General features: G+C 42.5%; 23 protein-coding genes and 4 tRNA genes. 12 read left to right on the plus strand and 15 right to left on the minus strand.

The genetic code is table 11. The features are described 5' to 3' along the window. Positions 1–45 precede the first annotated feature (45 nt). Positions 46–294: a DUF1289 domain-containing protein gene (locus L1D23_RS16125; protein ID WP_239836677.1), complete on the plus strand. Its 249-nt coding sequence runs from the start codon at positions 46–48 to the stop codon at positions 292–294. 42 nt (positions 295–336) lie between these two features. Here L1D23_RS16125 and L1D23_RS16130 read toward each other — a convergent pair whose 3' ends face one another. The 9 genes from L1D23_RS16130 to L1D23_RS16170 all read right to left on the minus strand — a co-directional run bounded on the left by L1D23_RS16130 (position 337) and on the right by L1D23_RS16170 (position 10,085). Then, positions 337–558: a hypothetical protein gene (locus L1D23_RS16130; protein ID WP_239836676.1), complete on the minus strand. Its 222-nt coding sequence runs from the start codon at positions 556–558 to the stop codon at positions 337–339. 331 nt (positions 559–889) lie between these two features. Then, positions 890–1,291 (minus strand): GspS/AspS pilotin family protein, encoded by a 402-nt coding sequence (locus L1D23_RS16135; protein ID WP_239836675.1) that lies wholly within the window; start codon positions 1,289–1,291, stop codon positions 890–892. A 1-nt stretch (position 1,292) separates the two neighbouring features. Beyond that, a complete protein-coding gene (locus L1D23_RS16140) occupies positions 1,293–1,589 on the minus strand; it encodes a YciI family protein (RefSeq protein ID WP_239868269.1) in 297 nt (98 codons plus the stop codon). Positions 1,590–1,702: 113 nt separating this feature from the next. Beyond that, positions 1,703–2,101, minus strand: coding sequence for an acyl-CoA thioester hydrolase YciA (gene yciA / locus L1D23_RS16145; protein WP_239836673.1), 399 nt, complete (start codon positions 2,099–2,101; stop codon positions 1,703–1,705). A gap of 92 nt (positions 2,102–2,193) precedes the next feature. Next, positions 2,194–2,745, minus strand: coding sequence for a septation protein A (locus L1D23_RS16150; RefSeq protein WP_239868272.1), 552 nt, complete (start codon positions 2,743–2,745; stop codon positions 2,194–2,196). A 150-nt stretch (positions 2,746–2,895) separates the two neighbouring features. Continuing rightward, the gene (locus tag L1D23_RS16155) at positions 2,896–3,138 is read right to left on the minus strand and encodes a hypothetical protein (protein WP_239836671.1); all 243 of its coding nucleotides are present in this window, start codon (positions 3,136–3,138) and stop codon (positions 2,896–2,898) included. A 290-nt stretch (positions 3,139–3,428) separates the two neighbouring features. After that, positions 3,429–5,918: a response regulator gene (locus L1D23_RS16160; RefSeq protein WP_345779110.1), complete on the minus strand. Its 2,490-nt coding sequence runs from the start codon at positions 5,916–5,918 to the stop codon at positions 3,429–3,431. A gap of 449 nt (positions 5,919–6,367) precedes the next feature. Beyond that, positions 6,368–8,884, minus strand: coding sequence for a response regulator (locus tag L1D23_RS16165; protein WP_239868278.1), 2,517 nt, complete (start codon positions 8,882–8,884; stop codon positions 6,368–6,370). After that, positions 8,865–10,085 (minus strand): acyl-homoserine-lactone synthase, encoded by a 1,221-nt coding sequence (locus L1D23_RS16170; RefSeq protein WP_239868281.1) that lies wholly within the window; start codon positions 10,083–10,085, stop codon positions 8,865–8,867. The genes L1D23_RS16165 and L1D23_RS16170 overlap by 20 nt, the downstream gene beginning before the upstream one ends. A gap of 567 nt (positions 10,086–10,652) precedes the next feature. Here L1D23_RS16170 and ihfA point away from each other — a divergent pair. Continuing rightward, positions 10,653–10,949 carry an integration host factor subunit alpha gene (ihfA, locus tag L1D23_RS16175; protein ID WP_045974367.1) on the plus strand — a complete coding sequence of 99 codons (297 nt, stop codon included), beginning with the start codon at positions 10,653–10,655 and terminating at the stop codon, positions 10,947–10,949. Between the two features lie 120 nt (positions 10,950–11,069). On the opposite strand, the gene L1D23_RS16180 is transcribed toward ihfA, so the two are convergent. Together L1D23_RS16180 and yeiP are read right to left on the minus strand one after the other, a co-directional pair. Next, positions 11,070–11,390: an HI1450 family dsDNA-mimic protein gene (locus tag L1D23_RS16180; protein WP_239868284.1), complete on the minus strand. Its 321-nt coding sequence runs from the start codon at positions 11,388–11,390 to the stop codon at positions 11,070–11,072. Between the two features lie 2 nt (positions 11,391–11,392). Further along, positions 11,393–11,959, minus strand: a complete 567-nt coding sequence (gene yeiP / locus L1D23_RS16185; protein ID WP_239836666.1) for an elongation factor P-like protein YeiP — start codon at positions 11,957–11,959, stop codon at positions 11,393–11,395. Between the two features lie 136 nt (positions 11,960–12,095). On the opposite strand from yeiP, the gene L1D23_RS16190 reads away from it, so the two are divergent. Continuing rightward, the gene (locus L1D23_RS16190; protein WP_239868288.1) at positions 12,096–12,863 is read left to right on the plus strand and encodes a nucleotidyltransferase domain-containing protein; all 768 of its coding nucleotides are present in this window, start codon (positions 12,096–12,098) and stop codon (positions 12,861–12,863) included. Between the two features lie 13 nt (positions 12,864–12,876). Here L1D23_RS16190 and L1D23_RS16195 read toward each other — a convergent pair whose 3' ends face one another. The 3 genes from L1D23_RS16195 to L1D23_RS16205 form a co-directional block, all read right to left on the minus strand. Continuing rightward, the gene (locus L1D23_RS16195; protein ID WP_239868290.1) at positions 12,877–15,240 is read right to left on the minus strand and encodes a DNA polymerase II; all 2,364 of its coding nucleotides are present in this window, start codon (positions 15,238–15,240) and stop codon (positions 12,877–12,879) included. Between the two features lie 73 nt (positions 15,241–15,313). Next, a complete protein-coding gene (locus L1D23_RS16200; protein ID WP_239868293.1) occupies positions 15,314–17,170 on the minus strand; it encodes a DUF4105 domain-containing protein in 1,857 nt (618 codons plus the stop codon). A 125-nt stretch (positions 17,171–17,295) separates the two neighbouring features. Then, a complete protein-coding gene (locus L1D23_RS16205; RefSeq protein WP_239836662.1) occupies positions 17,296–17,781 on the minus strand; it encodes a DUF3015 domain-containing protein in 486 nt (161 codons plus the stop codon). Positions 17,782–18,126: 345 nt separating this feature from the next. On the opposite strand from L1D23_RS16205, the gene uvrY reads away from it, so the two are divergent. The 7 genes from uvrY (at position 18,127) to L1D23_RS16240 (ending at position 21,868) form a co-directional block, all read left to right on the plus strand. Then, positions 18,127–18,771: a UvrY/SirA/GacA family response regulator transcription factor gene (gene uvrY, locus L1D23_RS16210; RefSeq protein WP_239836661.1), complete on the plus strand. Its 645-nt coding sequence runs from the start codon at positions 18,127–18,129 to the stop codon at positions 18,769–18,771. Further along, a complete protein-coding gene (gene uvrC / locus L1D23_RS16215; RefSeq protein WP_239836660.1) occupies positions 18,771–20,603 on the plus strand; it encodes an excinuclease ABC subunit UvrC in 1,833 nt (610 codons plus the stop codon). Before uvrY ends, uvrC begins: the two co-directional genes overlap by 1 nt. A gap of 78 nt (positions 20,604–20,681) precedes the next feature. Continuing rightward, positions 20,682–21,239 carry a CDP-diacylglycerol--glycerol-3-phosphate 3-phosphatidyltransferase gene (pgsA, locus tag L1D23_RS16220; protein WP_239836659.1) on the plus strand — a complete coding sequence of 186 codons (558 nt, stop codon included), beginning with the start codon at positions 20,682–20,684 and terminating at the stop codon, positions 21,237–21,239. A gap of 230 nt (positions 21,240–21,469) precedes the next feature. Beyond that, positions 21,470–21,543 (plus strand) — tRNA-Cys (locus tag L1D23_RS16225). A gap of 3 nt (positions 21,544–21,546) precedes the next feature. After that, positions 21,547–21,622: transfer RNA gene (locus L1D23_RS16230), tRNA-Gly, on the plus strand. 69 nt (positions 21,623–21,691) lie between these two features. After that, positions 21,692–21,778 (plus strand) — tRNA-Leu (locus L1D23_RS16235). A gap of 14 nt (positions 21,779–21,792) precedes the next feature. Beyond that, positions 21,793–21,868 (plus strand) — tRNA-Gly (locus L1D23_RS16240). Positions 21,869–21,964: 96 nt separating this feature from the next. Here the strand turns inward: L1D23_RS16240 and L1D23_RS16245 are convergent. Next, positions 21,965–23,008, minus strand: coding sequence for an alkene reductase (locus tag L1D23_RS16245; protein ID WP_239868569.1), 1,044 nt, complete (start codon positions 23,006–23,008; stop codon positions 21,965–21,967). 130 nt (positions 23,009–23,138) lie between these two features. On the opposite strand from L1D23_RS16245, the gene L1D23_RS16250 reads away from it, so the two are divergent. Beyond that, positions 23,139–23,717, plus strand: a complete 579-nt coding sequence (locus tag L1D23_RS16250) for a TetR/AcrR family transcriptional regulator (protein ID WP_239868296.1) — start codon at positions 23,139–23,141, stop codon at positions 23,715–23,717. Between the two features lie 184 nt (positions 23,718–23,901). Next, on the plus strand, positions 23,902–24,984 hold the full coding sequence (gene serC, locus L1D23_RS16255) for a 3-phosphoserine/phosphohydroxythreonine transaminase (RefSeq protein ID WP_239868299.1): 1,083 nt from the start codon (positions 23,902–23,904) through the stop codon (positions 24,982–24,984). Positions 24,985–25,023: the final 39 nt, after the last annotated feature.

Raw genomic sequence — 25,023 nt, forward strand, 5'->3', positions numbered from 1 at the left:
AGTAAGTGCTTAAAGCGTAGCTAAGAAAACTATGATGAGGCACATATGGAACAACTAGAATTTTTTGCCGTCCCAAGCCCATGTGTAGGCGTTTGCACAGTAGATGAAAAAGGCTACTGTAAAGGTTGTATGCGCAAGCGTGACGAGCGTTTTAATTGGTTGAATTTTACCCCAGACGAACAGCGCCACATTATCAAACTGTGCCGCTTACGCTATCGCCGAAAAATGCAAGGTGCGAAGACCGAGCCAGAAGTGGGCTTAGAGCTTCAAAGCCCACAGCAAGATCTATTTTAATACCAATCTAGATTCGCCTTCTTTTTTGAAAGCGAGGAGGGTCTATTTTATTCCCCACTTATCACTTATCCAACCACCGACATGGTCGTCAAAGTGATTGCCGCTAAAGCGATAGTTTTGTTCAGGGTGTTGCTCAGATTCAGGTTTTGAATCAAGCAGTTGTTGAATGTAATTGGCCATAGGATCACCGCAATTTAGCCGTTCTTGCCGAGTCGCGACTTCTTTTATTAATTGCAGACGATAGGAATTGCTTGCGCGTTTCATTTAGGTGATCCTCCTTGGTTATGACACTAATATGAAAAGTTAGGAGTCGATTGAGCTATCGTCAATATGAGATCACACTTTTAAAGAATAATTGTCTTTGCTTTGATTCTTATGTATTCAGTGGGAGGAGGATTATTTTGTTAAACAATATGACCTTAGGTGAGATTGTCTCATTTTGCCTATATAAGCAATGTCATAAAAATTTCATTAATTTATGTTAGCTCGATATGCGGTGTGGATTGATGTGAAATGATACCTATTTATTGGAAGGCTTAAAGAAAAAGACTTCGCTTGTGGAAGTCTTTTTACATTCCAGAGTCTTTAGAGAATTTTAAGGGGTTGCGGCTTGGCAGGTTTGTTTTGTGACGATTTCGTCGACCATCAGTTGCCCGCGGCTGTTACGCATCTTAAGTCGATAGCTTAAGCCAACCTCCAAATTATTTTTTGTGTCAGGGTTCGTGCAGTAACTATTAACGCTGTGACGAAGCACTTGCTTCAATGGCTTAGCTCCTTGAGCATCTTGGTTATACACCATCATGATCTCGATCATTGTGCCTTTGGAGTTCGCTCTCATGATAGAAAGTGGGCCAGCTTCCATAGGTAACTCCGAAGCCAACAAATTCGCTCGATTGGCGGCAAGCAATTCGAGCTCGCGCTGTTTATCGCCCTCTGGTGAGGCACAGCCTGCCAATATGGCAGCAGAAAGCACGGCTAAGGTAATCTTCAGTTTCATCTTAAAATACTTTCTTGAATGGTTTAACGATGACTTTCTCGTACACACCCGCCTCAATATACGGATCAGCATCTGCCCAGCTTTGCGCTTGCGCAAGTGAATCGAACTCTGCGATAACTGTTGAACCTGTAAAGCCAGCTTCACCTGGGTTATCTGAATCGATGGCAGGCATAGGCCCTGCTGTCAGTAAACGTCCTTCATCTTGAAGCTTTTGAAGTCGTTCTAAGTGTGCTGGGCGTGCACTTAGACGTTTTTCCAATGATTTTTCAACGTCTTGAGAGAAAATAACATACCACATGTATTGATGTCCTTATAATGAATAAGCGACTAAGCAGCCGGTTATTGTGTGATTTACCTAACTCTACAGAATGTAACAGCTTTTTAAAGACTTTCTGACAGCAAAGTGTGAGATTAGTTTTGTTTGATTGGACGAGGTTTACCCTCAGTATCAATAGCGACGTAGTTGAATGTCGCGTCACACACCATAAAGCGATCTTCTACACCATGTTCTTTGACGGGCTTAACCCATACTTCGAGATCAATACTCATTGATGTGCGACCAATCTTGGTACACTCACCGTAGCAGCAAACCACATCACCCACCTTTACTGGCTTTTTAAAGGTAATACTTGAGACGGAAACCGTCACAATACGTCCCCCCGATATTTCTTTAGCCAGAATCCCACCAGCTAAGTCGAGCTGAGACATGATCCAGCCCCCGAATATATCACCGTTCGCATTAGTATCTGCAGGCATTGCAAGGGTGCGCAAAAGCATTTGTCCACGAGGGGAAGTGATTTCTTTACTCATTTTGACATCCGTAAAACTAAACAGCGGCCGAAGTGGCCGCTGCAATATCTCAAAGGGGAAAAATTAGTATTAATTATATCAAAAGCGTGTGGTTAGTCACCAGAATTGGCTTCGGATTTATCTTTTGGCAGATGTTTATAGATGTAGATACCTGTGATTAAGGTGAAGCCAAATGTTGCTGCGAGTAAGCCGAAGACTTTGAAATTAACCCAAACATCGAGCGGAAGTTTAAAGGCAATATAGACGTTCACCCCAGCACAGAAAGAAAAGAAGGCAACCCATGCCCAAGTCACTTTTGACCACACGTGGTCTGGTAGGTTGATTTCTTTACCTAACATACCCTTTATCGCGGATTTGCCTATTACATGGCTTACTGCAAGGCCGATAGCGAAAACGATATAAACAATAGTGACTTTCCATTTGATGAAATCATCGTCGTGCAGGAAGATGGTCATTCCGCCAAACAGCGCAACCATAACAAAGGTGATCAACTGCATTTTCTCGATTTTCTTATATAAGGCATAGGTGATAACCAATTGGATAGCCGTTGCTATGATTAGAGCACCTGTCGCCACATAGATATCGTGCATTTTGTATAAAACGAAAAAGATAATGAGCGGAATAAAATCGATCAGTTGTTTCATTATTGCCGGTTCTATAGAGTTTGGGGGGATTCAGTCTAACCAAGTCTTATGAAATCACAAAGGTATTAAAAGCAGCGGATTTAAAACCTTATTTTGCTGTTTCAAGTGTTCAAGTGGCTGGCCATATTTGACCAGCCTAGTACTGATGACTTATGAGTGCATTTCTAATCGCCTAATTAGGGGCTTAATATCTTCGAGGTAGCCCTCGTCTTTCAAGTTAGAAACGGCAACTTGAAGCTCTTCATTGGACATTGCGAAACAGCTCGATTTGCCTGTCATATAGTTGAGGTAGTCGTGATATTCATGCTCAGTAAAGTGACCAAGACGATCAACCAACAAGCTTTTAATGCCATGATGAATAAGGCGATAGTATGTATGACGATGAATTTCCATAAGCTGCCTCTCTTAGCTATGTCAGTCTGATATCTCTCTCAGACTGAGAAAGTGGCAAAGACAAAATATTGCCACTTTTTCATTCATAGCTGTCTAAAAGCATAATAAGTGCCACAACTACTGAAAATGCCATGTCATAGATTTTTTATTAACGATATTAACCAGTTAATGTAGGTTAAAGTCACGTCAACATCCAAACACATATGAGGCGTTGATAATGAAAATGAGTCCTTGGGTTATCGCATGATAGGTGACATGCAAATTGCGAGTCGTTTTGAAACAGCGATGTATTAGACAGGAGCAGGTGCTAATGCAGTGGTCAACACCTCATCTAATGCTTGCTTTGATGTCGGCTTGGATAAATGACCATCCATCAGTTCATTGATTTTTTTTAGCTCTTTATCACCCGACTCTCCGGACAGAGCAATGATGGGCAAAGATGGGTGTGAGCGTTTGATGATGCTAGCCGCTTCAAACCCATCCATTATCGGCATTTGAATGTCCATAAAGACGAGATCAATAGGGTTATTCTGAATCGTCTGAACTGCGACCTTCCCGTTATTGGCTAGCAGGACGTTATAGCCTAGTTGCTCAAGATAAAGCTTAGCAAGTAAAAGCTGAACCCGCTTATCGTCTACTACGAGGATTAACGGCTTTTCCATTCGTTTGGCTGAGGACTTTATCTGATTTGAAATAGCAATCGTTGGCGTGCTGGAAATGAGCTCCAAGGATTCGTTAGCGCCGTTATTAAGTTTAACATTAGTGGTGTTAGGCATCGGTGGAAAAGACAAATAAAATGTTGTGAAATCTCCTTCTTTTGACTCACAGCAAATCGTGCCACCAAAAGCCTTCATTACACGTTGACAGTATCCTAGTCCTAATCCACTGCCACCGCTTTTGTTGTGGCTAAAGAAGTCGTCAAATATTTTAGACAAATATGCTTCAGGAATACCGGGACCAGTATCTGAGAATATAACTTGGTTTTGGTCATTACCTTTTAATGTTCGGATTGTTATTGTGCTATCAGGGTAGGAGTCAAAGTAATATATCGCATTACGTAGCAAATTGAAGAGAACGAAGTTAAACAGGGTTTCGTTTATTTTTACGACAAAATCTTGCTCAATATCTAAGTGGACTCTTTGACGCATAGAATCGTCATCAAACCCATATTGGTTCACTGCTGCAAGTATCACCGATGACATAGATGAAGGGAGTACAGGCTCCTGATCGAGCGATGCATTATCCACTTCGCGCACTATGATATCAATTAATTGGTGACCACGTTTTATGGCCTGTTTTCCTTTGTTCACGTGGGTAGCAAGTTCTTCAAGTGATCGGTTGCTATCGATTCCTGAGCCTAGGTGCTCAAACTGAAATTGGACTTGAGCGAAGGGGTTACGCATCTCATGGGCAATAGAACTTGCTAAGGCTTGTGACTGACGAACTTCTCGTTCGTAGTTAATATGTACTTGTACTTTTTTAAACACCCTCTCTAACGCGGATAACTCTTCATAGGAAAAATACACACCATCATTCTTAGAACTTGACACTAAGACATGTGAAAGATTGTTTTTACTCTTATATATAGGGAGAACAAGTGCCGATTGCGTCTTGTTCATATTCTGGTGAACGAGACTTAATGTATGATTCCCAAGTTGTGACAATACCTCTTCAACCTCTTCAATGACGAGTGCGGCACTGTGATCTTTAAAATATGCACGATATAAATGTGCGCCTTGATAGTCATCAAGTAAACGAAGCTTATCTTTGGGTACTTGCAAATAATTGGCAAGGCTTTCTATGGCTTGAGCCGGTGAGTGCTGAAATTCTTCCTCCAGCTGAGAAATACGCTCTACAGGGCATATTGAATCACCGTACAGAAGCAGGCTGGCTCCTCTTCTTATCGTTTTGTAGAGTGTTTGCCAAGTCACGCCAACGAGCAATACTGATAGCAGTACATCAGTCAATCTCATTTCAATAAAGGGATAAAGAATTGAAATCAAGCTTGCATAAATAAGAGCGGTTGCTCCAACGTTTAGAGCTACAAAGCAAATGTATTTTGGACTATAGAATCTAGAAGTAAGTAGTCCATAACCCATGAAAAGCATTTCACTGAGTGAAAGCGTTGGTGGTAACCAAGTGAGTGAAAATTCATTGAAAAAATAGGTTAGGCCTACTTGAATAATTGCTGTTGAGCACATGAATATGGTTATACCCAATATCATGTAGTTGATACGAGTTCTGCGGATTGGGCTATTACTATTTTTAAGTGAAAGCAGGTTAGTAAATGTAAGTAAAATCAGTGTTACGATGCCAAGAAAGAAGTATTTAGTGTATGGACCGAACTCCAGTCGAAAGTTACTCGGTGCAGTAATGTCTATGCCTTTTATTGTCCAGCCTGGAAGTAGATTACAGGCAATACTAAAGATAAAAATGGCAAAAACCAATATCTGTTGCCAATAAGGGACTGATTGTCCTGTGTAATGTTTGTGTAGCTTTGCAATAAAGCAATAAGCACAAGCAAATGCAATCAAGTTGGCTAAGTTGGCTAAGATAGCCATATTGATAGCCACTTCATGACTAAATTGCTTAATCAGGTCTGTATGAAAATAGCTATTACTCAGCATCCATATGAAAACACCTATTGTGTAGCCAATATAGTAGCCATATTGCTGCAAACTGAACGTACCATGACGTTTTGCAAGCGCTGTACAAAAGTAGACAGCCCACAATAGTACGAGTAGGGCGGTTAAAACTAAAACAACCGCCTTGGTATACATTAATTGATTCAATAAATAATTGAACATGATGTTCTGTTTTCACCAGATATTGACATTGCTATCGTGGGTCCGAGTTGGGTTGGTGTCTTCGTCGGTATTCATTTGTATCTAGGCAATTAACTGACTTTTGAGTGAGAAGTGTAAGACAACCAATGACTAATGTGAGTTAGTAGATTCAACGTTGATAGACTTATTTACCTGACAAAAGTAATTATGCAACTAGTTTTTTATTTGTGTCTGAGCGCTGTCCCACTTTTTGATATGAAAAGCTTGTTCTATGTAAAGTTTTAGAGTGGATAATGACTAGATTTAGTCTGGTTCGGCTGAATGGCTCACTCGATGAACAGCATGATGATAAAACGAAAAAGCGGTGAAAGTGAGTCTCCCTTTTACCGCTTTTTTATTCCACCTTTCTTTGAGTGTTATTCTACTCCAGCATAGAGGAGTTGTTAATGAACATTCATCGATAGAGCTGATGTTAACATTTGTTCGAGCGCTTGTTTGGTTGTCGGTTTCGAAAGGCGTCCATCCATGAGTTCACTTATCATACTTAATTCTCTTTCTCCTGACTCTCCAGATAACGCAATAATGGGAATTGTTGGGTAAGAGCGTTTTATGATGCTTGCCGCTTCAAAGCCATTCATGACGGGCATTTGTATATCCATGAAAACTAGATTAATTGGGTTGTTGTGTATAATCTCAATAGCGACTTTGCCATTGTTGGCTAGGACGACATCGTAGCCTAATTGCTCAAGGTATAATTTGACAAGGGAGCGTTGAACTTCTTTATCATCGACAACTAAAATGAGGTGCTTACCTGACCTCTCACTAGAGTGTGTCAAATTAGCGACAAAGGCATTCGTTTGCTCTTGCATACTAGTTTTCACATTTTGAGGCGCATCATTATCTACTTTAACTGGCTTTACTCCAGCGACAGTTGGGAATGATAGATGAAATTCAGTGAATTCTCCTTCTTGGGACTTACAGCGAATTGAACCTCCGAATGCTTTCATCACTCTTTGGCAGTACCCCAAACCAAGACCACTTCCTCCACTTTTGTTATGGCTGAAAAAGTCATCGAAGATTCTTGTTAAGTAATCTTGAGGTATACCAGGGCCAGTATCGGAAAAGATGACTCTATTTTCATATTCTCCTGCTTCTGTTCGAATGCATATAGTGCTATTCGGGTATGAATCAAAATAATAGATTGCATTACGGAGCAAGTTAAATAGGACAAAGTTAAATAGCGTTTCATTGAGCTTAACAACAAAGTCTTGTTGGATATCTAGCTGAACACGCTGTCTCATCAATTCATCATCAAATCCATATTGATTGACCGCTGAGTGAATAGCTGAAGATATAGATGTCGGTACAGCAGGTTCTTGATCTAGAGACGAACTATTGACTTCACGAAGAATAATATCGATCAATTGCCGACCTCTATTGATAGCTTGCCTCCCCTTGTCTACATGTATAGCTAGATCACTATATGATTGTCGACTTTCAATCTTTTGCTCTAAGTTTTCAAATTCAAACTGAACTTGTGTAAGTGGGTTTCTCATCTCATGGGCGATGGAATTCGCAAGAGCTTGGGACTGTCGCACTTTTCTCTCGTAATTGATGTGGACCTGAACTTTCTGCAAAACTCGCTCGAGAGCAGACAGCTCTTCATTGGAGAAGTGCAAGCCATCGTTTTTATAACTAGAAACAAGTACATGGGAGAGCCTATTTCTTCCTTCATAGATAGGAAGCACTATTGCTGACTGTGTCTCGCTCATGTTGTGATGGATGTTGCTCAACGTTTGATCTCTGGTCTGAGATAGCTCCTCTTCAACCTCATCAATCACAAGCGGAGTAGTGCTGCTTTCGAAATAAGGCCTGTAAAAGCTTGCACCTTGGTAGTCATCAAGTAAACGAAGATTTTCTTTTGGTACACCTAAGTAGTTAGCAAGCATATCTATTGCCAAAGTCGGTGAATTTTGAAATTCCTCTTCTAGACGTGAAATTTTTTCTACCGGAGAAAGTGGGTCACCATAAAGGGCTCTACTTATGACCATTTGCGTTGTTTGATAAGCTTTTCGCCATGTCAGTCCTACAAATAGCACTATCAGTATAACTTCTGTCCGCTTAACATCGTCAAATACATTGAGAACAGATAACAGCCCCGTATAGATCAAAGCGGTAGCTACTACGCTGGTCATGATAAAGAAAACGTATTTGGGGCTATAAAATCTCGATGTAAGCAATGCGTAGCCCATAAACAACATCTCACTTACTGAAAGTGCTGGTGGTAGCCAGGTCAAAGAGAAGTCATTGAAAAAGAATGTGAAACCAAGTTGGATTATTGCTGTGGAGCACATGAATATGGTCATACCAAGAATCATATAATTAATTCTTGTACGACGGATCCTGTTACTACATTTTTTAAGTGATAGCAGGTTGATGAAGGTTAGTATAACTAGTGCTGTGAGCCCTAAGAAAAATGGTTGTGTATAGGGGCCAAAGTCCAGTTCAAATTGACTTGGGCCCGTAATTGTAACTCCTTTAACCGTTAGTTCAGGAACTAGGTTACAGATGACTCCAAAGATGACAATGACCGTCACCGAAAGGCTTTGCCATGCAGCAACGGACTTATGAGCGTAGTAGGTTTGTAATTTTACAGAAAAGAGATAAGCAGAAGTAAACGCCACTAAGGCTGAAATATTTGCTACTACTGCCATATTAATTGCAATAGCATTTCCAAATTCTTTCAGTAGCCCAGTATGAAAGTAGCTATTACTCAATATCCAAATGAACAAACCCGCAGTGTATGAGATGTAGTAGGAATATTGCTTCAAGCTCAAAGAACCGTGTCTTTTAGCTAAAGCCATGCAGAAATAGCCTGTCCATACTAGAACTAGAGTAGCAGTAAGGGCTAAGAACACAGCTTTTGTATACAAAATTTGACTAAATAGATAACTGGACATGATGTTCTTCTAGCACCGGCTTGTGATGTTGTTTAAGCTGACTTAAAGTTTGTCTTTTGTACTTTCTAAAGTCAGAGTTTTGTAATTCATAGTTAAGGTTTTTTATCAACCACAGCCCCTTGTAAGTCGAAAACCCGCTATCGGAGAGAGTATTCCTACTGATATGACAGTATGCGTCAGTGGGTAGACTCTCATAATACTTGATCATGAACGGTTGTTCGATCACAACAAAAGCGATCTCGAAGTTTTTCTCGTGAAGCTGCTTCATTAATCGCTTTTGTGATAGGTACAAAAAGAACATTTTCTGGTTCTGAGTTCCACTGACTGTCATGCGAATGATCTCACAACAATGATGTTTAGTGGATAGTTCCGGCCAAATTTGTGTGTCAAAGTCGGATGCTGAAAGTGACAGGGGGCTAGAGAGAAGGTGATGTGTTACTCCAAGTTGTGCCAGAATATTACGCTTAGGAACTAACTGCCAGTTTGGAGACATAAAGAAAGATGAGAAATAAAGCCAATTCTTAGCGTCTTCATATAAGTTTATTCTCACCGTTGAGACTATCGTGGGGACAGTTGTTTCTTCCGAATTATACGTCAGTATAAAGTGCCTCCCTGCGTTTGACAGTTCAATTGAACCAAGCATCTCGTACCATTGTTGCTCTTTAACAAAGGTCGAAAGGTTTATTAATGTGACTGCATCTGACAATTTCATCGGGGTATCAGAATGCAGAGTATAATATTGCTGTTCATGGTTAGATATGTCTTCAATAACACTATCAGTGAAATTATCTTCATTGATTGAGATCTGTTTTGGATAGCTTCCACTCATGGAAGAAGTACCACAATATTTTTCTTTAATTTGCCATATTAGATATTCGCACCAAGCTTCCGCCCAGTTATCGAATAACTGATAGGCTTGACGTTCTATAGTGTGCCAACCCTGCGGTAGATAAGGGCACTCCTTGCTAATGATTTTCTGGTAGTAGGTTGAGTTTACCTTCTTTGATGAACTTTGATATTTAAGGTCAGGAATAAGTTCATCTATTTGTTTAAAGCGAGCATTCAGAACTTGATTAAAAAATAGGTGAGTTTCGTTTTCAAATAAGCCTTTTAATTTCTTGAACCACGATGCTCTCTTATCTTCCAGTTTACCTGTCGGTAGTAATTGATTTGTATTAACCATAGACGTTGTAAGTTGCATTTATATTTTTATACTTGTCTATTTACATGATGACAGTGTCAATGCAACTTGATTTGTATGACTATCTGAGCTTCATCTCATCATTTTATAAAAATATGACAGATTGTTAATGTAACTTTGGGTTTTATAATCGGGGCTGTTACAAAAATCGATGGAAAGTAGTATTTAGTTGTTGGGGTGTTTAGGTTTTAGCGATTACTGTGAGCCTGGTTTAGGCATCATTGGCAGTAGCGATAAAATGATGATTTAACTTGGTTAGCATTCGTTTTTGAGTTTTATGTAAATATAATCAGAATGAAATTCCTTGAAGCTAGAAATATGGAGGTTAATCTCTGGATTTATAGAGCCAGATTAGATCCTGAGTAATACATAAATCTAGATTAAGAATACTATATACTGCTGATTTTTTTGGTTAATTTGCGTTCTCTTAACAAAAAAGTTGGCGAAAATCAGAAGGTTGGCATACACTTTCCCAAGTAAAGCCGATATGTTGTTGATTGGCTGGGCAAAATGCTTTGGCGCTACCCATTCGGTAGCAATGTTTAACACAGCTTTGAGGAAAGTTTTATGGCGCTCACAAAGGCCGATTTGGCAGAAAACCTGTTTGAGAAGCTCGGATACAGTAAACGGGATGCCAAGGAAACGGTTGAGGCGTTTTTCGAAGAAATTCGTAAGGCACTAGAGAGTGGCGAACAGGTAAAACTGTCTGGATTTGGTAACTTTGATCTCCGAGAAAAAAATGAACGTCCAGGTCGAAACCCAAAGACGGGTGAAGACATTCCAATCAGTGCTCGTCGCGTTGTCACCTTCCGCCCGGGGCAAAAACTAAAAGCCCGTGTAGAAAATGCCAAGGTAGAAGACTAACACGCATGATGCTTGTCAGTTGAAACCTACAGAATTCTAGAAGACGGATTAATCTATAATTCGTCCTCTAGCTATTTCTAAAAAAATACCCAAGCTATCACAGCTTGGGTATTTTTGTTCTTAATCTCTTTTCCATAGAATGTGGCAGAATTTGTGTTCTGGATCTCGGCTCACTAACAAACGAGCAAACACTTCATCTAACACATCATTCTCTTCATTGACTAGGCCTATACGTACTTCAGCGTAGGTTTCTTTGTTGACTTCAAAGCCTACGTGGCCCACCCAATCGTCGCCAGTTTCAACCAGTTCAGCTGCACCACGGTCATCAAACTGAGCGGTGAATATGATCACATCTGCCGCTTCTAGATTATCCGCAGCCATCTCTAGGAAGATGTCGTAAGCCGTCTCAATGGCGTCGTCATAAGAGATAAGTTCAGACATAATTAGGCTCGACTCATGTATTTGCGTTCAGTTGTGTTGATCACAATGCGATCACCTGTTGCTATGTACTCCGGTACTTGAACCGTAAGGCCTGTTGCAAAACGTGCAGGTTTTGTGCGGGCAGAGGCTGATGCGCCTTTGATTGATGGATCGGTTTCCTCAATAACAAGCTCTACGGAAGCAGGAAGCTCTAGACCAACAGCGTTGCCATCGACCACAATAACGTGTAGCCCCTGAATTTCTTCAGTAACGAACATGAGCTCTTCTTCGATCTCTTCTTTCTTGAAAGTGTACTGCGTGTAGTCTTCGTTATCCATGAAGATGTATTCGTCGCCATCGACGTACGAGAAAGCCACAGCACGTTTAAACATGTCCACGGTCTCAACCACGTCGTCCGATTTAAAACGTTCGTCAACTCGTGCGCCAGTGGAAAGGTCAGTACAACGCAGTTTGTAGATTTTTGCGCCGCCACGTCCACCTGGTGTGGTAACTTCGATATCTTTGATCAGGAGAGTTTTACCATTAGATTCAATCGCAAAACCTTTTTTAAGCTCACTTGCCCTTGGCATAAAAGTGTTTCCTTAGTGTGGAATGGAATTGTCGTATTATATACATAGAGTTTAGGGTAAGGAATATCTTGATTCGTGTCAGCGTGTAGGCGAACATTAAGATATCGAAAGTCTAACAATTATTGCTATCAATTTAATGCTTCTTTCCGTTATCGATCCTAAGCAACCTTTTCAAGAAAGGTACCAACCTGCCATCAATGATCTTATTGCTTTTCTAAGAGGAGGATTAGGCGATAATTTACACAGCGTATATATCTATGGAAGCGTGGCTCGCAAACGAGCGAAGCCACATCGTTCGAATCTTGATGTCCTAGTCGTTACGCATGAGAGCTTTAGTGATATCAGAACAACGCTCTTCAACTCGATAAAGTGGCGATTTCAGAAGTCTTACCCTTTCATCACTGAGGTCTCTTTAAAAAATACACTCGCGAAAGAAGTAGCAAGTTTAGAGAGTATTTTTTCTTGGGGTTTCCAGCTACGCCACTGTTCTGTTTGTATTTATGGTGAAGACTTATCTGAATGTTTTGGCGACTATGAGCCGAGCTGGGAAATTGCTAAACATTGGAACATGGATGTGGAAGATTGGGTTGCCGTTTATCGCAATCGTATTGCGCGCTCTGCAACGCCAGAAGAGCAGTCCAAAGCTCAGAAAATTATTGCTAAGAAGCTGCTACGTGCGAGTTATTCATTGGTTATGTACAAAGACAAGAATTGGTTTGACGATCCTGTCGAGTGTGGTCAGAACTTTCTGCGCTATTATCCAGAAAAAAAGGTCGAGATAGAGCGCTTGGGGATTTTGCTCACTGGCCGCGTGATCGCAAAGCGCTCTGTCATAGGTATTCTTGATGGCTTCGGTGAGTGGTTGGCGAAGCAGTACAAAAAAACCGAATTTAAGATAGGGTAAGAGCTCGGCTGGATCAGAATAAACCTAGCTGCGGTTCGCTGAGTGTCGCAAAGTCGATGCCAATAAAAGGTAGGATAGCTTCGGCTACGGGTTTGAGTTGTTTATCAATGTAATGTTGATAATCGATAGTACTCTTAAGGTACTCTTTGGGTTCTGGACCAGAGATCGTGATCAAGTATTCTATTCGCCCTTTATTTTGGTATTGCAAAGGGCGGCCTAACTGAGCATTAATTTCGTCGGCTAATCGAGCGGCACGTACTTGTGGAGGCACATTTTTCTGGTATTCGTATAGTTTTCGACGTAAGCGCTTTTGATAAACCAATTCTTCATCAAACTGACCTGCCATGGTCTTCTCAACAAAACCTCGAATGTAACTGGAAGGGTCTTCACCGTGAAAAACTAGACTGTACAAGTCTTGTTGGAAGCGTTGAGCGAGCGGTGTCCAATCGGTACGCGCACTTTCCAGACCCTTAAAGACAATTTTCTCTTCTCTACCTTCACCTATTAGGCCTGCATAACGCTTTTTAGATCCAGTCTCTTGGCCGCGAATGGTTGGCATCAAAAATTTTTTATAATGAGTCTCATATTCTAGCTCTAAGATAGAAGTGAGGTTGTATTCGTTTTTTAGGTGAGCAGTCCACCAAGCGTTAATGTGCTCAACAAGCTGGTGCCCAACCTCATCGGCTTCGCTTTGCGAGAATTTTCCGTTTAGTGATACAAAGGTTGAGTCAGTATCCCCATAGATCACCTGATAGCCTTTCTCCTCAATCAGTTTCTTGGTTTGCTTCATGATTTCATGCCCACGCATGGTGATGCTTGATGCTAGGCGAGTATCAAAGAAGCGGCAACCGGAAGAGCCCAATACGCCATAGAAGGAGTTCATGATGATTTTAATCGCTTGTGAGAAGGCTTTTTCATTGTTTTTCTTAGCAACATCACGGGCAGCCCATAAGTGTTCGATCATCTCAGGCAGAAAATGTTTGTGACGATGAAACTGACCCCCGCGAAATCCTGCTACAGCCTGATTTTCACCTTTACCTACTTCCAATTTAAGGCCTTCTATTAAGCCCATGGGATCGATGAGAAATGAACGGATAATCGATGGATAAAGGCTCTTAAAATCCAGCACAAGTACCGAGTCATAAAGATTGGGAATCGAATCCATTACGTATCCCCCAGGGCTTGCCAACCAGTTCTCAGGTTGGAGATTAGGAGCAATGTAGCCGGCACGGTGAATTTGTGGCAAATAGAGATTGGTGAATGCAGCGACTGAGCCACCGACACGATCTAACTCAACACCAGTGAGCTTGGAGCGCTCAATAGCAAATTCGAGTAGGTGAGTGTGGGCAAAAATCTTGTTAACTAAAACACAATCTTGCAGGTTGTACTTGGCCAGTGACGGTTTGTCCTTTTTGAACATATGGTTGATTTCTGCCATTTGGTCATGGACGTTGTGAATTTGCTTCCCTTCGCCGAGCAGCTCCTGTGACACTGACTCCAATGACCAACTGCGAAAATGGTAGGTTGCCGTTTTCAGAGTATCAATGCCGTCCATCACCACACGTCCTGGGATAGAAATAAAGGCTTGCTGTGTGCTATTTGAGGTACGGAAAAAGCTCGCTTGGTTGGCTCGCCCAATGGTTAATCGAACTTTGTGCCATTCAGCTCTTTTATGTAGGAGTCGAAAGTCAAAATCTATGACATTCCAACCTACGACGACATCGGGGTCAAATTGCCTAAACCACGAGATCAATGAGAGGAGTAATTGCTTTTCATCTTTGACCCACTCGATCTCCGTTTCTGCCTCTTGTGGTTCTCCAATCATGATGACACGGCTGTCCATTGGACTATCTAAACCGATAGAGTAGAGAAGCCCCTTTTCTGAGCATTCGATGTCAAGTGAAACGACCTTTAACTGAGGGGTATAACTACCTTGGCGGCATTTCACATTGGCAACTTGAGTATAACCGTTTCTCTTTTGTGGCTGACCAGTAAACTCAACGCTGCCTTGAACAAAGCGTTCCATGAGATAGCGATCCGCCAGGCGTATATCATCCTCTAGGACGAGGATTTCTTGGTGCTTGAGCTTTTGACTCAGTAGTTGTGAGTCTTTAATCGTTGAACAGTAACAAGCAGCCAGCTTGGTGCCATCGAAGCTTTCAAGAGAGAGAGGCTTTACTTCGGCATCAACGGATAATTGCTTCATCAAGGAGAGACTTGTAGCTATATCCGCTTGAGGAATAAAGAAAACAGGTTTTTCACCTATGATCACAAGCCTAGTCGGGCCGCTATCAGTCGAGAGCCACAAATCAATTTGCGTTTTACCAGAAATATCTCTGGCTTGTCGAGTAAGGAGAAAACCGTGTTGGACTGCCATGAAACTGCTCTAAAAGAAAACCAAGCAACGGATGAAGCTTGGTTTCACTAGCTTAGCATAAGCAGGCGTGCTCTTAATAATAGATAAAGCCTGACACCTTTGCACCAATATTCTCAGACTGCCAACTTTGGTAACTCAATTGTGTCCGCACGGCAAAATTACGGTTAAAGCTCCAGTTCCAGCTGGCATCAATCTCAACATGACTGTCATCCTGAGAGTCGATTAGCGCCATGTATTGAGTTTGTAATCCGATTCTGTGGTGACGGCCTGCTTGGTAAATGGCGCCCATCTCTAAACCTAGCCCCGGGATCGCATCATATTGAGTCAGAGTGCCGCCACTTACCGCACCTGATAAGAGCGAGTATACGTGGAGTTTATCCGAAGAGCCCCAAGCTTTACCAAATCCACCTTGACCAAACCATCTTCCAGCCAATTCATCGGACATAGGCTGCCTATCAAAGCCCGTACGAATATTCCAAGCCCAACTATTGAACACCCTATTGCTGGGTGCGAGCGCCATTGTGTCGATAAAATAAAATCTATCGAGTCGAGAAGTGCCTTGCTGGTCGACACTCACTTGCGTATCTAGGAAGTTGATTTGGGCTCCGGGTATAAAGCCGTCCTGAGAATCAAGCAAATCGTGATACGCTGCTCTCCATTCAATAGTGGCTTGATTATTGTGTTCATCCCAGTATTGGTAGCTCAATCCGATTCGAGCGGATGCATGTCCTTTTTCCGGTGGGACTTCAGGTTGCGGAACAGGAGTAAATGGAGACTCTACTTTTATTCTACTACGCAGATAAAGTAGCTTGGTTAGCCTTTTGGCTGTCGGATCGCGCTCTAAACCAGAATCGTATAGTTGGAAGTTAAGCCATTCGTAAGCGAGTTCTAGGATTGCTGCTCGCTCTTGATCTGAGAACTCGCTTTCACTTGGGTATTCACCTTGTATGGCTCTTTGCGCCGCCTCGAAGATCTCCTCGTTGGCTTCATTAGCTTGGTGTAATAATCGGGTTCCAAACGCTTCTCGGTAATGAGGTTCTGCCAACAATCCATTTTCAGCCAAGGCATACACAGTGTCTGATGGGATTGCTTGGATTGGAAAGCCTTCAATTAATCGTAAGTCGTCTCGGGCGACATCCAATAGTGAAAGAAGCTGGTAAGAGCAGTTTTCATCTAGGAAATAGTAATCAAACTCTGCCCGCTGCATTTCCCATAAGTGGAGCAAAACGCGATTGACTTCCTCTTCAGTGAGGTTGAGTTTGTATTCCCAGATATCTCTAGATTCGATGTCATTATATTCTCGAACTTTTCGATAGTATGGCATCACGGTATAACGACCGGGGTAGCTACCGAACAACCCTTTGAGCGCAAATAAGGCGGGGTTGTCGTCGGTTTCTGGTTCCGCAGCAAAATTAATGGCAAACGCGACTAATTCTTTGTGTCTCGTTTGGTCTTTGGAATCGACACGCAGCAGAGTGTGTCCAAACATAGAAGAAGGGTTATTCATAAACGCTGTGGGAAAAACCAGCGTAAGGCCAGCAGGGTCAATCACTTGGCTCCAAGTTTCTAGCTCTGGACAATTGAGTTTTGCCTGGCGGCCTTGTTGTTGCTCCAACCAGTGATAACGCGCAGGGTATTGGCATTGAGTCTCTACAGCGAGTTGTTTGTCTTCGGAGTACAGCCGACTGATAGTTGCTTCCAGTTCTGCTTTAGGGGAGTATTTTCCCTCTTTCGCAAGAAAAAACTCACTTTTATCAACAGTACTTTCGTAGCCAGATAGAAACGTCGGCAAATAGTGGCCGAGTTTGAGCCAATAGGAGTGCTTTGAAAGCTGATCGACATCGAACTCACTAGCCATTAACGTCGAAGGTAATAAAAGGCTTAAGCTTAAGCCGCACAACAAAGAGGTTTTCAGCACAGGTGACTTCATCTAATACACAGTCTTACGGTTTGGTTGAGTTTCTTACTTTCTGCGTCAAGACACAACGAATAATAGGAAGGCTTGAGAGTGATGTTAAAAAGGTGCCTAGGAAGGCACCTTTTAGGGGGTATAACTTAAATAGCGTAACCTGCTAGTTGTGCGTTATCGGCAACAACATTGTTTAGGTTTACAAATACTTCTTGAGAAGTGACATTTTCAGATTTGAAAACTTGGGCAAAGTTTTCTTGAGCTAGAGTATTGAATGTTGCTTTGTCCGCTTCATTGATACCCCAAACTTCAGAAAGAGTTGCAAGAGTTTCGCCTTCGCCTTTAGCGATGTCACGTGCTAGGTTATCCATATTTCCATCAATAAACATGGCTAGTTTTTCAGATGAAGAAATAGTGCCAGTACCGTCACAACCTAAAGTACCGAAAGTGATACCAAAAGTTTGGTTACCAGAAGTGCCGTTCGTTGTCGCCGCTAGAATTTTAGAAACCTTACCTGATTGACCGTCAAATACCATAGTACCCAAACCACAACCTACATCGTTATCAGCCAGTGCAAAGTTAGACATTGGAAGAGTTGTTGCTAGGGCTGCCACTGCTAGAAGCTTTTTCATAATATATCCTTATAAGATATCATTTAAAGTGTATTTATTTTGTGCAATTGTATGTATGCACTATGTATTAATAAGTGAAATTAGATTCATTTTCAATGGTAAGCCTTGTGTTGTGTGGCTATATGCAGATTTCTGAATCATAACCGCAGTGTATGGCTTAAATTATTGATTGTAATGCCATTAGTGTACTAAGCGGCAGATGTGAAAATAAGTACTTGCTAAAGTTTGCGTTTGGGCACATATTCAGAGTAAGCAAAAAACGAAATTTGAGTTAAAATAGGCTGCTATGCTGTCATCTGCTTCAGAGTAGATACAGAGCCAATCAAGAAGTGTGGAGATACAAGTTTGATAAGTGTTTTCCTTGTAGATGATCACGAGCTGGTTCGCACAGGGATACGACGTATTATTGAAGACGTCCGTGGAATGAACGTAGCAGGGGAAGCTGAAAGCGGTGAAGATGCAGCAAAATGGTGTCGAGGCAACCATGCCGATGTCATTTTGATGGATATGAATATGCCGGGTATTGGTGGCTTAGAGGCAACCAAAAAAATACTGCGTTTCAATCCTGATGTGAAAATCATTGTTTTAACTGTTCATACGGAAAATCCGTTTCCAACTAAAGTGATGCAAGCAGGTGCCGCTGGCTACCTGACTAAAGGGGCGGGACCAGATGAAATGGTCAACGCCATTCGTGTCGTTAATAGCGGCCAACGTTATATCTCACCTGAAATTGCTCAGCAGATGGCGCTTAGCCAATTCTCTCCAGCATCGGAAAACCCTTTTGCCGATCTGTCTGAGCGTGAGTTACAGATCATGATGATGATCACCAAAGGGCAGAAAGTGACGGATATTTCAGAGCAGCTAAACCTGAGTCCGAAAACCGTCAACAGCTACCGTTACCGCCTGTTCAACAAGCTGGACATAAGCGGTGATGTCGAGCTGACCCACCTTGCTATCCGTCATGGAATGTTAGATACCGAGACATTGTAGTGAATGCCACATTTGACTCGGCTTCCTTTCTTAAAACAGTGACCAATCAGCCCGGCGTTTACAGAATGTATAACGCTGAGGCTGTAGTGATCTATGTTGGTAAAGCCAAAGATCTCAAAAAGCGTCTTTCTAGCTACTTTCGCAAGAAGGTAGATAGTGAAAAAACACGTGCATTAGTCAGTAATATTAACAAGATTGATGTCACGGTCACGCACAGTGAAACAGAAGCGCTGATCCTAGAACATAATTACATTAAGCAGTACTTGCCTAAGTACAACGTGTTACTGCGTGATGATAAATCATATCCTTACATCTTTGTCAGCGGACATAAGCACCCTAGATTATCGATGCACCGTGGGGCTAAAAAGCGGAAAGGTGAGTATTTTGGGCCTTACCCTGATTCTGGAGCAGTAAGAGAAACGCTACATCTTATTCAGAAAATCTTTCCTGTTAGACAGTGTGAAGATACGGTGTACAGTAATCGGACACGCCCATGTTTGATGTACCAGATTGGCCGATGTGCAGGCCCTTGTGTTAGCAGCATTATTTCTGATCAAGATTACGCTGAGTTAGTTGGGTTTGTGCGTTTATTCCTGCAAGGCAAAGATCAGCAAGTATTGACGACCCTGGTTGAGAAAATGGAGCTTGCCAGTCGTAGCCTTAAGTTTGAAGAGGCGGCGAAATTTAGAGACCAAATCCAAGCCATACGTCGCATTCAGGAACAGCAATTTGTATCTGAAGACTCTCAAGACGATATGGATGTACTGGGTTTTGCTCAAGAAAATGGTATCGCCTGTATTCATATCCTTATGATCCGTCAAGGTAAGATCTTAGGCAGTCGAAGTCACTTTCCTAAAATTCCTAATGACACTACTCAGGAAGAGGTTTTCTATAGTTTTTTGAGTCAGTATTACCTGAGTCACAACGAAGCTCGAACCATTCCTACACGAATTATCCTTAACTCTGGGTTGATGACGGAGTTACAATCACTGCAAGATGCATTAGGGGACATTGCAGGGAGAAAAGTTCACTTCCACGTAAACCCGACGGGCACTCGAGGTCGCTATCTTAAATTGTCGAATACCAACGCGCTGACAGCAATTACGACTAAGATCAATCACAAAATGACCATCTCGCAACGCTTTAAAGAGCTACGAGAAGTGTTGGGGATGGATAACATCTCACGGATGGAATGTTTTGATATTTCGCATACGATGGGGGAAAGCACTATCGCTTCATGTGTAGTGTTCAATCATGAAGGCCCTGTCAAACAAGAATACCGCCGCTACAATATCACTGGAATCACAGGTGGTGACGATTATGCTGCGATGGGGCAAGCTTTAGAGCGGCGCTACTCGAAGCAATTGGATGTCGAGAAAATTCCTGACATTGTGTTTATTGATGGTGGCAAAGGGCAGCTTAACCGAGCGCTTGAAATTATCTCTCAATATTGGGGAGATTGGCCTAAGCGACCACGCTTGATTGGCATTGCAAAAGGTGTGACCCGTAAGCCGGGGCTGGAAACTTTAATTAGCTCAGATGGTGAAGAATTCAATCTACCCAGTGATGCGCCTGCCTTGCACTTAATGCAACATATCCGTGATGAAAGCCACAACCATGCGATTGCTGGGCACAGGGCTAAGCGCGGTAAAACTCGGCGAACCAGTGCACTCGAAGGTATTGAAGGGATAGGGCCTAAGCGTCGTCAAGCCTTGCTCAAATACATGGGAGGTTTACAGGAACTGCAGCGTGCGAGCGTTGAAGAAATCGCCAAAGTTCCTGGGATTAGTGTTTCTTTGGCAGAAAACATTTATCAAGCATTGAAACAATAGGAAAAATCCCGCACCATAAGAGCCCTGTTTTTCAGCAGTAAACAGAGCAATACGCAAACGATAAGAGCCTCAATAAATATGCGTTTAAATATCCCTAACATTTTATCTTTACTACGACTTTTCCTTATCCCTGTATTTGTCGTAGTTTTCTATTTACCTTATGGCTGGGCTCCGTTTGCTGCTGCGATGGTGTTCTGGGTGGCAGGCTTTACAGACTGGCTAGACGGAATGTTAGCTCGAAAGTTGGGTCAAACTTCCCGTTTCGGCGCTTTTATCGACCCTGTTGCGGATAAAGTTCTCGTGGCGACGGCTCTTATTCTTATCACTGAACATTATCACTCTATTTGGGTGACGATCCCTGCTGTAACTATGATCGCTCGCGAGATCATTATTTCCGCGTTACGAGAATGGATGGCAGAGATCGGTAAACGCGCGAGTGTGGCTGTATCTTGGGTCGGTAAAGTGAAGACGCTTAGCCAGATGTTTGCTTTGTGGGTACTTATCTGGCGTTATGATGATTGGATGGTTTGGCTGGGGTATGTGGCTTTGTATATAGCAACAGTGCTTACCTATTGGTCGATGGCGCAGTATCTTATGGCTGCGAAAGACGATCTACTTAATGAAGAACATCACTAAAGAAGCGGGCGGTTGCCCGTTTTTTTATGCCTGCAATTTACTTTGTTTAAGCTAACTTAGTCAAAATCAAAAGAATTTTGGCAGTAAATTAATCAAATTAGCTGCTTTTGACTGTTAATTAGACAAACGATTCAAAAAATTAAAAATAGTGTTGACTCATTAGTTCGAATCCGTAGAATGCATCCCGTACCCAAGAGGAACGCAGAAAAGCGACCAATTGGAGTTACGAAGGCGCGTTGGCAGAGTGGCTATGCAGCGGATTGCAAATCCGTGGACCTCGGTTCGACTCCGGGACGCGCCTCCATTTGCGACACTAGCTCAGTTGGTAGAGCGCAACCTTGCCAAGGTTGAGGTCACGAGTTCGAACCTCGTGTGTCGCTCCAAATTTCAGGATAGCGCTGAGAATGTAGCGATATCCAAGATGGTGTCTCCATCACAAATTAGATTTGTGTGCCCTGGTGGTGGAATTGGTAGACACAAGGGATTTAAAATCCCTCGGCGTTCGCGCTGTGCCGGTTCAAGTCCGGCCCGGGGCACCATCTAACGCATTTATGCGACACTAGCTCAGTTGGTAGAGCGCAACCTTGCCAAGGTTGAGGTCACGAGTTCGAACCTCGTGTGTCGCTCCAAGTTAAGAAAGCCCTGACCGTAAGGTCAGGGCTTTTTTGATTATGGCGTACATAATCAAAATCAGCAGCGAAAGCTGCCGATCTCTAGTCATGGGCTCAAACTAGTTGCGCCAACATTTCTTCAGAGTAGTCAGTTAGATCAGAGCCGGATTTTACTTTCTCTACATAATCTGGGTTTGCGATCAATGGCCGACCGATTGCCAGTAAATCGAATTTCCCAGCTTCAAGGGCAGCACTACCTGTCTCTGGTGTAAAGCCACCAACCCCCATTAACGTCTTACTATAATGAGAGCGCATATACTCAGATACTGTGCCGCCTAAATAATCAAATGTCATACTGTCATCAAAAATGCCAACGTGAAGGTAGCTCAAGTCTCGACTTTCTAGTGCTTGAAGTAAGTAATCAAACACCAATCGATCACGATTGTCGGCTTCCATGTTGAAGTAAGCGCCAGGAGAGATCCGCAGTGCGGTTCTATTTTTACCAATGGCATCAACGACAGCGTCTACGACTTGTAGGGGGAAACGTGCCATATTTTCTGCCGAACCGCCAAACTCATCGTCACGAGTGTTGCTTGAATAATGAAGAAATTGATCGATTAGATAGCCATTTGCACCATGGATTTCAACGCCATCAAAGCCCGCCTCTAATGCATTGATGGCCGCTTGGCGGTAATCTTCAACCAACTCTTCAATTTCTTCGCGAGAGGCTGGTTTAGGAATGGTGTATGTCAGCTCACGCATGCGCGGTACACTTCCTTCAACGCCTATGGCAGAGGGCGCTAAAACGAATTCACCATTGAAAAAGTGTGGGTGAGCAACGCGACCGGTGTGCCACAGCTGAACAAATATTTTTCCTCCTTTGGCATGAACAGCATCTGTCACTTTTCGCCATCCTGCTATTTGTTTCTGACTGTAGATACCCGGGGTGTTAGGGTAGCCTTGCCCATCTGGGCGAATGATGGTTGCTTCGCTGATAATAAGTCCAGTGTCTGCACGACGGGCATAATAATCTACCATTTGTTGAGTTGGTACTAAGTGATTGTCTGCCATGCAGCGGGTCAGTGGAGCCATCACAATTCGATTGTTTAGCGTAATAGTGTCGTTCAGTGCTATTGGCTCAAATAGGTTGTTCATGATGTTCCCTTGTATGATTTCTTGAATGCCCATTCAAGTTATTCTAATTTGAACCTTCGTTCAACTACTTTTTGAATGATTGTTCAAAATAAAGTAGAATCACCACATATTGATGATTGAGATAAGAGAGCCGATGCGCAGCGCTGAATTTGATCGAAAAGACGTCCTACGTTCTGCTATGGATGCATTTGTGACCAAGGGTTACGCTAAAACCAGTATGCAAGATCTAAAAGCCGTAACCGGGTTGCACCCCGGGTCGATCTACTGTGCTTTTGAAAATAAACGAGGCTTGCTAATCGCAGCTCTAGAGCAATACCGTGATGATAAAAAACGAGACTTTCAAACTCTTTTTGAATCTCAGACCAGTGTTATGGCTGGTTTTGAGATGTACTTAAATTGGGTGCTTGAAGAGTGTGAAACAGAGGAGATCAAAGACTGTTTACTGCAGAAATCACTCAGCGAAATGGCACAGCAAGATGATGAAGTAGAGCGTTTAATCAGTATGATGCTACAAGATTGGCATCAGTCGATTGAAGATAAAATTGCTTTAGCACAGCAAGCAGGAGAAGCTAGCCTGCATAAGTCAGCGACCCAATTGGCTCAATTTTTAGTTATGGGTATTTATGGGATCCGTACTCTGTCTCATACACAGCCCAAGCCAGGTGTACTGCGTGAATTGAAAGATGAATTATTGGACTACATCAAAGCCTAAGTGGGCTGCGATCACCCTCCTCAATGAGTGATAACATCGAATTTCATCATGGTGGGATACTCAATTTTCTGCACTTCTACTTAAACAAAGGCCTGAAAGGCTCCTTTTCTTGCTTTTTATACGTGGAAAAACATGCTATTAATCCTGTTAATTTCTTATTGAAGTATGAGCAAGGAACCTCGAAATGGACAATGTTTATAACTTTAGTGCTGGGCCTGCTGGTCTACCTAGAGCTGTAATGGAAAAAGCACAAGCTGAATTCGTTGAATGGAATGGACTTGGCACCTCTGTGATGGAAATTAGTCATAGAAGTAAAGAATTCATTAAGGTAGCAGAAGAAGCAGAGCAAGATCTACGCGACCTACTGAATGTCCCTGACAACTATAAAGTCTTATTCTGTCAAGGTGGGGCTCGTGCTCAGTTTTCAGCGGTTCCTCTGAACCTTTTAGGGAGTGCTAAGAAAGCGACGTATATCAATGCAGGTTACTGGGCGGAAAGTGCGATCAAAGAAGCAGAGAAATACTGCGAAGTTGATGTTTTTAATGCCAAAACGACAAAAGATGGCAAACTAACGGTTACAGACCCTATTGAATGGCAAATTGACCCTCAATCAGCTTATGTGCACTTTTGTCCAAACGAGACGATCGATGGTATTGAAATCTCTGATTTGCCAAAGACCGACAAACCTATCGTTGCGGATATGTCATCTAACATATTGTCACGAGAAATAGATGTTTCTCAATATGGTGTTATTTATGCCGGTGCGCAAAAGAACATTGGTCCGGCAGGGATTTGTATTGCCATAGTTCGCGATGACTTACTCGATCTTGCCCACGATCTTTTACCGAGTTTTATCAGTTATAAAATTTTAGCTGAAAAAGATTCAATGTTTAATACGCCCCCAACTTTCGCATGGTATCTGTCAGGCTTGGTGTTCAAATGGCTGAAAGAACAGGGTGGTGTTGCAGCGATGGAGCAGGTTAACCGTGAGAAAGCCGCGATCTTGTATAATTACATTGATAGTTCGGATTTTTATAAAAACGATGTCCATGCTCAGAACCGCTCCCGAATGAATGTACCTTTTCAGTTAGCAAAACCAGAATTAGACAGCGTGTTCTTAGAGCAGGCCGCGGAAAAAGGCCTTGTTTCGTTGAAAGGCCACCGTGCTGTGGGAGGTATGCGTGCTTCGATTTATAACGCGATGCCCGTTGAAGGGGTTAAAGCGCTGGTTGAGTTTATGAAAGAGTTTGAAGCAGAGAACGCTTAACTCATAAACTGACAAAGGCTTAGCCACAATGGCTAAGCC

Origin of the sequence: Vibrio sp. Isolate24 (genome assembly GCF_022398215.1) — a bacterium.
GTDB lineage: Bacteria > Pseudomonadota > Gammaproteobacteria > Enterobacterales > Vibrionaceae > Vibrio > Vibrio coralliilyticus_A.

Excerpts from the sequence above, each read along its gene's own strand:
- L1D23_RS16125 (WP_239836677.1), top strand. The coding sequence starts at position 46 with ATGGAACAACTAGAATTTTTTGCCGTCCCAAGCCCATGTGTAGGCGTT.
- L1D23_RS16130 (WP_239836676.1), bottom strand. The coding sequence starts at position 558 with ATGAAACGCGCAAGCAATTCCTATCGTCTGCAATTAATAAAAGAAGTC.
- L1D23_RS16135 (WP_239836675.1), bottom strand. The coding sequence starts at position 1,291 with ATGAAACTGAAGATTACCTTAGCCGTGCTTTCTGCTGCCATATTGGCA.
- L1D23_RS16140 (WP_239868269.1), bottom strand. The coding sequence starts at position 1,589 with ATGTGGTATGTTATTTTCTCTCAAGACGTTGAAAAATCATTGGAAAAA.
- yciA (WP_239836673.1), bottom strand. The coding sequence starts at position 2,101 with ATGAGTAAAGAAATCACTTCCCCTCGTGGACAAATGCTTTTGCGCACC.
- L1D23_RS16150 (WP_239868272.1), bottom strand. The coding sequence starts at position 2,745 with ATGAAACAACTGATCGATTTTATTCCGCTCATTATCTTTTTCGTTTTA.
- L1D23_RS16155 (WP_239836671.1), bottom strand. The coding sequence starts at position 3,138 with ATGGAAATTCATCGTCATACATACTATCGCCTTATTCATCATGGCATT.
- L1D23_RS16160 (WP_345779110.1), bottom strand. The coding sequence starts at position 5,918 with ATGTATACCAAGGCGGTTGTTTTAGTTTTAACCGCCCTACTCGTACTA.
- L1D23_RS16165 (WP_239868278.1), bottom strand. The coding sequence starts at position 8,884 with ATGTCCAGTTATCTATTTAGTCAAATTTTGTATACAAAAGCTGTGTTC.
- L1D23_RS16170 (WP_239868281.1), bottom strand. The coding sequence starts at position 10,085 with ATGCAACTTACAACGTCTATGGTTAATACAAATCAATTACTACCGACA.
- ihfA (WP_045974367.1), top strand. The coding sequence starts at position 10,653 with ATGGCGCTCACAAAGGCCGATTTGGCAGAAAACCTGTTTGAGAAGCTC.
- L1D23_RS16180 (WP_239868284.1), bottom strand. The coding sequence starts at position 11,390 with ATGTCTGAACTTATCTCTTATGACGACGCCATTGAGACGGCTTACGAC.
- yeiP (WP_239836666.1), bottom strand. The coding sequence starts at position 11,959 with ATGCCAAGGGCAAGTGAGCTTAAAAAAGGTTTTGCGATTGAATCTAAT.
- L1D23_RS16190 (WP_239868288.1), top strand. The coding sequence starts at position 12,096 with ATGCTTCTTTCCGTTATCGATCCTAAGCAACCTTTTCAAGAAAGGTAC.
- L1D23_RS16195 (WP_239868290.1), bottom strand. The coding sequence starts at position 15,240 with ATGGCAGTCCAACACGGTTTTCTCCTTACTCGACAAGCCAGAGATATT.
- L1D23_RS16200 (WP_239868293.1), bottom strand. The coding sequence starts at position 17,170 with ATGAAGTCACCTGTGCTGAAAACCTCTTTGTTGTGCGGCTTAAGCTTA.
- L1D23_RS16205 (WP_239836662.1), bottom strand. The coding sequence starts at position 17,781 with ATGAAAAAGCTTCTAGCAGTGGCAGCCCTAGCAACAACTCTTCCAATG.
- pgsA (WP_239836659.1), top strand. The coding sequence starts at position 20,682 with ATGCGTTTAAATATCCCTAACATTTTATCTTTACTACGACTTTTCCTT.
- L1D23_RS16250 (WP_239868296.1), top strand. The coding sequence starts at position 23,139 with ATGCGCAGCGCTGAATTTGATCGAAAAGACGTCCTACGTTCTGCTATG.
- serC (WP_239868299.1), top strand. The coding sequence starts at position 23,902 with ATGGACAATGTTTATAACTTTAGTGCTGGGCCTGCTGGTCTACCTAGA.